This is a genomic window from Thalassolituus sp. UBA2590 (assembly GCF_002339775.1).
In the GTDB taxonomy this organism is placed as follows: Bacteria; Pseudomonadota; Gammaproteobacteria; order Pseudomonadales; family Oceanobacteraceae; genus Thalassolituus.
The window spans coordinates 1-8,271 of sequence record NZ_DDKU01000126.1; the positions used below are offsets into that span (position 1 = coordinate 1).

Here is an 8,271-nt window from a genome sequence, read left to right on the forward strand (position 1 = left end):
GAGTAACGATGTCCGGAGTAGATTATGAGCAACGTACTCAGCAGTGTTGACGCCCGAACCCAGCTCGTTGGGCAGAACAGGCTGGAACTACTGCTGTTCCATTTGGGTGGCCAGCAATACTTTGCAATCAATGTGTTTAAGGTGCAGGAGGTTATGCGCCTGCCTGAACTAACCAAGATTCCGGACAGTCACCCCTGTATCCGCGGCGTCTGTCATGTCAGGGGGCAAACCGTGCCTGTTGTTGACCTCAGGGCGGCCGTGAAGATGGGCCCGATGATAGGGGATACCAGCAACTGCAATATCATCGTCACTGAGTACAACATGACGATTCAGGCGTTTCTCGTTGGTGGTGTGGATCGTATTGTGAATATGAACTGGAATGAAATTCTGCCGCCTCCGGGTGGCGCGGGTCGGCAACACTACCTGACGGCGATTACCCGGATTGACGAGCGCATCGTTGAGATTATCGACGTAGAAAAGGTCCTGGCTGAGATCAGTCCTTATGAGCTTGAGCTCACAGAGGATGCCTATGATCGTGAGTTGCTTGAACAGGTGCACGGAAAAGACATTCTGATTGTCGATGATTCTAACGTCGCGTTGGAGCAGATGAAAAACGTGATCGCGCCGATGGGGCTGAATATTGTTCAGGCGCGTAACGGCCTGGAAGCGTATCAGACTCTGATGCACTGGAAACAGGAGGGGAGGGATATCCGCGACCGGCTGCTGATGATCATTACAGACGCTGAGATGCCGGAAATGGATGGTTATATGTTGACTACCGAAATCCGGCAAGACCCTGAGTTGAAAGATACCTTTGTGATACTGCATACGTCACTGTCGGGCAACTTCAACAAAGCCATGGTTGAGAAGGTTGGTTGCGATGGATTCCTGTCGAAATTCAAACCGCACAGTCTGGCTGAGGAAGTGCAGAAACTGATCCGTATGAAAGTCGAGCAATCCGCGGCAGGCTGACGGCATATACCCCGCCTGATCTGATGTATAAACTAGGGGGCTCTCTGAGGAGCTCTTATGAAAATATCCCGCCTGTTTATCTATCCGGTTAAGTCCTGCTCTGGTATCGAAGTGGAGTCATTAAGTTTCGATCAGAATGGCCCGGTCGGCGATCGCAGATTCGTCATTGCCTCACCCAGCGGTGACTTTATTACTCAGAGAGAAGTGCCAGCGATGGCGTACATTCAACCTAGGTTTGAGGCGGATAAACTCGTACTTGGATACCCGGAACGAGGGGAGATGCAGGTATCAACGACGTCGTCAGCGGAGCCACAACGTGTCCGTATCTGGAGTGATGAAGTGACTGGCGTTAATTGTGGCGATGACGTCGCAGTCTGGTTGTCGGACATTCTGGAGCAGCCTGCGCGTTTGTTTATGCTTCCGGACAATAACCCCCGTAGGGCGGATAACAAATACGCCCCGGACGATACGGCAGTAGGTTACGCGGATGGATTTCCGCTCCTTGTGGTTACTCAGGAAAGCCTTGATGCGTTGACTGAGGCAGCACAGGTACCTGTCGATGTGCGTCGTTTCAGGCCTAATATTGTCATTGAAGGCGCTGATATCGCATTTGCAGAGCGTGATTGGACGAGGTTAACGACGAATCTGGGCGAGGTTCTGCCATTGGTGAAGCCTTGTGAGCGTTGTGTTATTCCCACTCGTGATCCGGACACTCTGGAGCGCAGCCCCGAGGTTGTGAGTGCGCTTAAGGCTTTGTGTCGGCTTGATGGGCAGATAATATTCGGTCAGAACGCTTTGTTCACCGGGAAGCGTCTCGGAGTAGGCGAGGCGCTTTTCGCGCAATCAGAATAGTTCGATATCGTCGTCAGTACCGAAGGAATCGTCCATCGGTTTGTTAAAGTGGTGGTGGTAGATTTCGAGCGCTTCAGCGATTGAACGTCCCGCAAGGATGTGCTCGAACATAATACGTTCGGCTTCCATGGTGTAGTTCGCTTTAATCTCGCTCTGTAGCTGAACCCATTCTTTTTCAATATACCGGCCCTTGGGATCACTGATCAGGTGGCCCATCTTCTCGAGACTCTCACCTACGTGTTCCATGCGCTGGGACAAGCGATCGTAAAACTGAAAAGCGACAACGGCTTTGCCTACTTCTGCGTGGATGATTTCAGCGGCGTTTTTAATTTCTTGAGGAGCGTTCGGGTCTACCTTTGCAAAGTGGTCGAGTAGCAGACGCGACTTGCTGGCGATTGAGGTAAAGCTGTGCGTCAGAGTATCTACCGAATCATTACCTTCTTTCATTGAGGTATCGATCTGCGCGACGGCCAGTGCCAGCAAGGTCAGGGTTTCGCCTATCTGGCTCCAGTTCAGCTGATCGTCCGGGACGGAGCGGCTGAGAGAATGTCGTTCAAGTTGCGCCATGGAGTTCGCATCCGGAAAAGGTTTGAACTTAGCTTAGTACAAGTACGCACCGGAGCCAGTCATAACAGTGTAAGTCATGCAATAGTCAGGTTCTGTGTCCTTCTGGCTCTTGCTTTTATTCGCGCTTCTGTAGTCGTAAAAGCAGGGATGACGTGTCTTTATGGCCGTTGCCATCCGATTCGAGTTGTTGGTAATAGCTATCCACAATCTCGGTGATGGGCAGAGAAACGCCTTCAGCTCTGGCTTCGTGGAGGCAGATTTGCAGGTCCTTGTGCATTAGCGAGACAGCAAATCCGTGGTCGTAGTCGCCGTCTATCATGGTTTGGTGGCGGTTGATCAGTTGCCAGCTACTGGCGGCGCCTTGCCCGACAAGCTCCATGACCTTCTTTGGATCAAGGCCGCTTTCCTGAGCGAAGTGGATCCCTTCGGCCAGAGACTGAATCAGTCCGGCGACACAGATCTGATTGACCATCTTGGTCTTCTGGCCACAGCCCGGATCGCCCATGTGCGCAATGGCTTTGGTGTATGGTGCTGTGAGATCTACCAGTCGCTCGTAGGCGTTGGAATCACATCCCGCCATAAGTGATAACTGACCATTCTGAGCACCTTGCTGACCGCCTGATACGGGAACATCACAGAAATATACGCCATTCTCTGAGGCTTCGGCGGCCATCCGTTCGGCCAGGCCTGCACTCGTGGTGCTGTGATCGACGATCAGTGCACCCGGCTTGAGTTGATTTATTATACCGTTATCTATCAGCCACTCTTCGACGTCTTCATCCCGGCTCACGCAGAGTATGACAGCGTCCGTCTGCACGGGGAGGGTAGAGGGCGTTGCTAATGCCTGCCCCTGGTTGCTGGCGAGCCACTGGGCAACCTTGGCAGGGCTGCGGTTTGCTACGGTCAGGGAGTGGCCTGCGCTGGCGAGGTGCGCAGCCATGGGGGCGCCCATATTGCCAAGGCCGATAAAGAGAATATTCACGGGGTATCCTTATGTGCAGTTTTTCGAGGCGAAAAAAAAAGCCGCTGGTCAGCGGCTTTTCTTATCCCTGGCGTTAGCCTGGGTAGTCACGCTTAGCGTAACCAGTGTACAGCTGACGCGGGCGACCGATACGGTAGTTGCCGCTGATCATTTCGTTCCAGTGTGCAATCCAGCCCGGAGTACGGCCAGTTGCAAAGATCACAGTGAACATCTCAGTCGGGATGCCGATGGCTTTCAGGATGATACCCGAGTAGAAGTCAACGTTAGGATACAGACCACGTTTAATGAAGTACTCGTCTTCAGTCGCAATCTTCTCCAGCTTCATCGCGATCTTCAGCAGTGGATCATCTTCCATACCGAGCTCAGCCAGAACTTCGTCACAGGTCTGCTTCATGACTTTAGCGCGTGGGTCGAAGTTCTTGTAAACGCGGTGACCGAAGCCCATCAGACGGAATGGATCTTCTTTGTCTTTCGCTTTTGCAACGAACTTGTCGATGTTTGACTCGTCGCCGATCTCATTCAGCATGTTCAGAACGGCTTCGTTTGCACCACCGTGGGCGGGGCCCCAGAGTGCAGCGATACCAGACGCAATACATGCGAACGGGTTGGCGCCAGTAGAGCCAGCCAGGCGTACGGTTGAGGTCGATGCATTCTGTTCGTGGTCAGCGTGCAACAGGAAGATACGGTCCATTGCTTTTGCCAGAACCGGACTTACTTTCTTCTCTTCACATGGCGTGTTGAACATCATGTGCAGGAAGTTTTCTGCGTAGCTCAGGTCGTTGCGCGGGTACATGAACGGCTGGCCGATACTGTACTTGTAAACCATTGCAGCGAGTGTCGGCATTTTCGCGATCAGACGGTGTGCAGATACCATGCGGGAATGCTCGTCATGGATATCCAGTGAGTCGTGATAGAACGCAGAGAGTGCACCAACAACACCACACATAACAGCCATCGGGTGAGCATCACGTCGGAAGCCGTTGAAGAAATGGCTCAGCTGCTCATGAACCATAGTGTGGTTCTTAATGGTGCTGACGAATGTTTCTTTTTGCTCTGCATCAGGCAGCTCGCCGTGCAGCAGCAGGTAGCAGGTTTCCAGGTAGTCTGACTTCTCAGCCAGTTGATCAATTGGGTAACCGCGGTGAAGCAGTACGCCAGCTGCGCCGTCGATGTATGTAATCGCAGATTCGGTTGCTGCGGTTGATACAAAGCCAGGGTCGTATGTAAACAGGCCTTTGCCAGTCAGACTGCGAACGTCGACGACATCAGGTCCTACGGTGCCTTCGTATACCGGCAGTTCTAATGTTTCTTCTACGCCATCGACTTTCAGTGTTGCTTTCTTGTCAGCCATGAAATGAGGCCTCCTGCTATCTGATTAATACCCCAGAGAACATTGTAAGTTCTCCAACTCTCCCGGTCGCTGTGCTTTTTACAGCTGCGAAATTCAGCCTGGTCAGCCAGAATTTCAGCACAGGAGAGAACACTTTTTAAGGTGTTACCCCCAAACAAAGGGGCACAACTATAGATTGTGGAGCTGGTTTGTCAATTGTCGCCAGGGCAATGATAAGTTTCTGGTTCGAGTCAAGTATAGATGGTTCAGATTGTTAACCCGGAGCCTGCGACTAATGTCTGACGTTGGAGCCGGGATTTGCTGGTGCTGCGGTTACTGCTCGCATCATCAGGGATACCTCAACCAGTCAACAGTGTAGATATACGGGGTGAAATTGCCGAATGCTCTGTCATAAGGCTGTCATGCCATTTGTAAAACACGGTTACGCTGCTTATAATTTGTCGCGGCGACAAACTTGTGCAAGACTTGTACAGGGGGATCGTCAACCTTCGTGAGCCTGTGCCCGGGGCCAGTCTGAGTGATTTCGGACAGGAGTTTCGGGCCCATATAAGAGTGTAATAGAGCCGTGAATAGCAATAGACCTAAAAATCTGGATCTGACTACTATTGAGCTCCCACTTCCTGCCAAGGCGTCCATCCTGCACCGTATTTCTGGCTTTGCTCTGTTTTTTGCAGTGGCCTTCATGCTCCGTGCACTTGGAGCTTCGCTGGAGTCTGAGCAATCTTTCAATGAGCTGAAAGAAGTAATGAATGGTGGCCTGGCCAAGTTCATCACCTGGGGCATTCTGTCTGCTTTGGGTTATCACTTTGTGGCGGGTGTAAAACACCTGTTGATGGACATGGGAATTGGTGAAACCAAAGAAAGCGGTCGTACCGGCGCAATCATTACTTTGATTGCCGGTGTCGTAGTGATCGTTCTGGCGGGAGTCTGGGTATGGTAAACAGTGTTACAAACTTTGGCCGTAGTGGCCTTTACGATTGGGTGATTCAGCGTCTGTCAGCTGTCATTCTTGCTATTTACACTCTGTTCCTGTTTGGATTCGTAGTCGCTACTCCGGACCTGACTTTTGCTGAGTGGCACGGTCTTTTTTCTCAGGTGTGGATGAAAGTATTCAGCCTGGCGGCACTGATCTCTATCTGTGCTCACGCCTGGGTTGGTATGTGGACAATTTCCACTGACTACATCACCGGGTCGACGTCTCTTCGTTTTATTTTCCAGCTGGTAATGGCAGGTTTCCTGTTCACGTACCTGGTCTGGGGCATCGATATTCTCTGGAGCGTGTAAGTCATGAGCAGCAAAATCAGAACTATGTCGTTTGACGCCATCGTAATCGGTGGTGGTGGTGCGGGCATGCGCGCTGCACTGCAGCTGACTGAGTCAGGCATCAAAACCGCGTGTGTTACTAAAGTATTCCCAACCCGTTCGCACACTGTATCTGCCCAGGGCGGTATTACTTGTGCGATCGCGTCTGCTGATCCAAACGATGATTGGCGTTGGCACATGTACGATACCGTTAAAGGTTCCGACTACATCGGTGACCAGGACGCTATCGAATACATGTGTTCCGTAGGCCCTCAGGCGGTATTCGAGCTTGAGCACATGGGTCTGCCTTTCTCCCGTACTGAAGAAGGCCGTATTTATCAGCGCCCATTCGGTGGTCAGTCGAAAGGTCCTAACGATCCTACTCAGGCAGCCCGTACCTGTGCAGCTGCTGACCGTACAGGTCACGCGCTTCTGCACGCCCTGTACCAAGGCAACCTGAAAGGCGGTACTACCTTCCTGAATGAATGGTATGCCGTTGATCTGGTTAAAAATGCTAACGGTCAGGTAGCGGGCGTTATCGCTATCGATATCGAATCTGGCGAAACTGTTTACATCAAAGCTAAGGCAACTGTACTGGCGACTGGTGGTGCGGGTCGTATCTATCAGTCCACGACTAACGCTCTGATCAACACTGGTGACGGTGTTGGTATGGCGGTTCGTGCTGGCGTTCCTATGCAGGACATGGAAATGTGGCAGTTCCACCCAACAGGTATTGCGGGTGCTGGTACTCTGGTGACTGAAGGTTGTCGTGGTGAAGGTGGTTACCTCATCAATAAAGACGGCGAGCGTTTCATGGAACGTTATGCACCTAACGCGAAAGACCTTGCAGGTCGTGACGTTGTTGCACGCTCCATGGTTATGGAAATTCTTGAAGGTCGCGGTTGTGGTGAAGATGGCGACCACGTGTTCCTGAAACTGGATCACCTGGGCGAAGAAACCCTGAACGCTAAGCTTCCGGGTATTCTTGAGCTGTCTCGCACATTTGCGCACGCTGACCCTGTTAAAGAACCAATCCCTGTTGTTCCAACCTGTCACTACATGATGGGTGGTGTTCCGACAAACATCGGTGGTCAGGCACTGACCGTTGATGCGGAGGGTAACGACGTGGTAGTAGAAGGTCTCTACGCTGCTGGCGAGATCGCTTGTGTATCTGTACACGGTGCGAACCGCCTTGGTGGTAACTCTCTGCTTGACCTGGTTGTATTTGGTCGTGCGGTGGGTCTGCAGGTTGAGCAGAACTTTAAAGATGGTTTCGACTTTGTTGATCCAACAGAAGAAGACATTGAGCGTGCAATGGCTCGCCTGAATCGTCTGAATACTCAGACTTCTGGTGACAGCGTTGCTGCTGTTCGTGCGGATCTTCAGAAAACCATGCAGCTGTACTTCGGTGTATTCCGCGAAGGTCCAAGCATGGAGAAAGGTCTGGAAATGCTCAAAGAAATCGGTGAGCGTGTTAAGAACACGGTTCTCGACGACAAGAGTAATGCGTTCAATACTGCGCGTATTGAAGCTCTGGAACTGGATAACCTTTACGAAACTGCGTATGCAACTGCGGTTGCTGCGATTGAGCGTAAAGAGTCACGTGGTGCCCACGCCCGTAACGACTTCACCGAGCGTGATGACGAAAACTGGCTGTGTCACTCACTGTACTTCCCGGAAACCAAGACGATCGGCAAGCGTGCGGTGAACTTCGCGCCTAAGACCGTTGAGGCGTTCCCACCTAAAGTCCGTACCTATTAAGAGGGGAGTGTTGATATGTTAGTTAGTGTTTATCGTTACAACCCTGAGAAGGATGAAGCTCCATACATGCAGGATTACGAAATTACCATTCCTGGTGGTAAAGACGTAATGGTGCTGGATGTGCTGCACCTGGTTAAGGAACAGGACGTTTCTGTTGCTTACCGCCGCTCATGCCGTGAAGGTGTGTGTGGTTCTGATGGTATGAACATCAATGGTAAGAATGGTCTGGCGTGTATTACTCCGATTTCTGAAGCGACCAAAGGCAAAATGGACAAGTTGGTTCTGCGCCCGCTGCCAGGCATGCCTGTAATCCGCGACCTGGTTATCGACATGTCGCTGTTCTATCAGCAGTATGAGAAGATCAAGCCGTACCTGCATAACGATACTCCGGCGCCAGCTATCGAGCGTCTGCAGTCGCCAGAAGAGCGTGCGAAGCTCGATGGTCTGTATGAGTGTATCCTGTGTGCATGTTGTTCAACGTCTT

The 8,271-nt window shown here is 51.7% G+C and carries 9 protein-coding genes; 6 read left to right on the forward strand and 3 right to left on the reverse strand.

The features are described 5' to 3' along the window. Window positions 1–24: 24 nt before the first annotated feature. Window positions 25–972: a chemotaxis protein CheV gene (locus tag B2067_RS11020; protein ID WP_297533276.1), complete on the forward strand. Its 948-nt coding sequence runs from the start codon at window positions 25–27 to the stop codon at window positions 970–972. Between the two features lie 57 nt (window positions 973–1,029). Next, a complete protein-coding gene (locus B2067_RS11025) occupies window positions 1,030–1,824 on the forward strand; it encodes an MOSC domain-containing protein (protein WP_297533277.1) in 795 nt (264 codons plus the stop codon). Here B2067_RS11025 and B2067_RS11030 read toward each other — a convergent pair. From B2067_RS11030 to gltA, 3 genes are all read right to left on the reverse strand, one after another. Then, complete coding sequence (locus B2067_RS11030) at window positions 1,816–2,391, reverse strand: hypothetical protein (protein WP_068441696.1); 576 nt, start codon at window positions 2,389–2,391, stop codon at window positions 1,816–1,818. The genes B2067_RS11025 and B2067_RS11030 overlap by 9 nt on opposite strands. Before the next feature lie 115 nt (window positions 2,392–2,506). Then, entirely contained in the window at window positions 2,507–3,373 is an 867-nt protein-coding gene (locus B2067_RS11035) for an NAD(P)-dependent oxidoreductase (protein ID WP_297533278.1), read from the reverse strand. Between the two features lie 73 nt (window positions 3,374–3,446). Then, window positions 3,447–4,724, reverse strand: a complete 1,278-nt coding sequence (gltA, locus tag B2067_RS11040) for a citrate synthase (RefSeq protein WP_068441699.1) — start codon at window positions 4,722–4,724, stop codon at window positions 3,447–3,449. A gap of 565 nt (window positions 4,725–5,289) precedes the next feature. On the opposite strand from gltA, the gene sdhC reads away from it, so the two are divergent. The 4 genes from sdhC to B2067_RS11060 form a co-directional block, all read left to right on the forward strand. Continuing rightward, the gene (gene sdhC, locus B2067_RS11045) at window positions 5,290–5,664 is read left to right on the forward strand and encodes a succinate dehydrogenase, cytochrome b556 subunit (RefSeq protein ID WP_068441702.1); all 375 of its coding nucleotides are present in this window, start codon (window positions 5,290–5,292) and stop codon (window positions 5,662–5,664) included. Next, a complete protein-coding gene (gene sdhD / locus B2067_RS11050; protein WP_068441705.1) occupies window positions 5,658–6,008 on the forward strand; it encodes a succinate dehydrogenase, hydrophobic membrane anchor protein in 351 nt (116 codons plus the stop codon). Before sdhC ends, sdhD begins: the two co-directional genes overlap by 7 nt. A gap of 3 nt (window positions 6,009–6,011) precedes the next feature. Then, window positions 6,012–7,787, forward strand: a complete 1,776-nt coding sequence (sdhA, locus tag B2067_RS11055; RefSeq protein ID WP_301388481.1) for a succinate dehydrogenase flavoprotein subunit — start codon at window positions 6,012–6,014, stop codon at window positions 7,785–7,787. Window positions 7,788–7,802: 15 nt separating this feature from the next. Then, a partial coding sequence (locus B2067_RS11060; RefSeq protein WP_301388483.1) for a succinate dehydrogenase iron-sulfur subunit occupies window positions 7,803–8,271 on the forward strand: 469 nt, incomplete at its 3' end.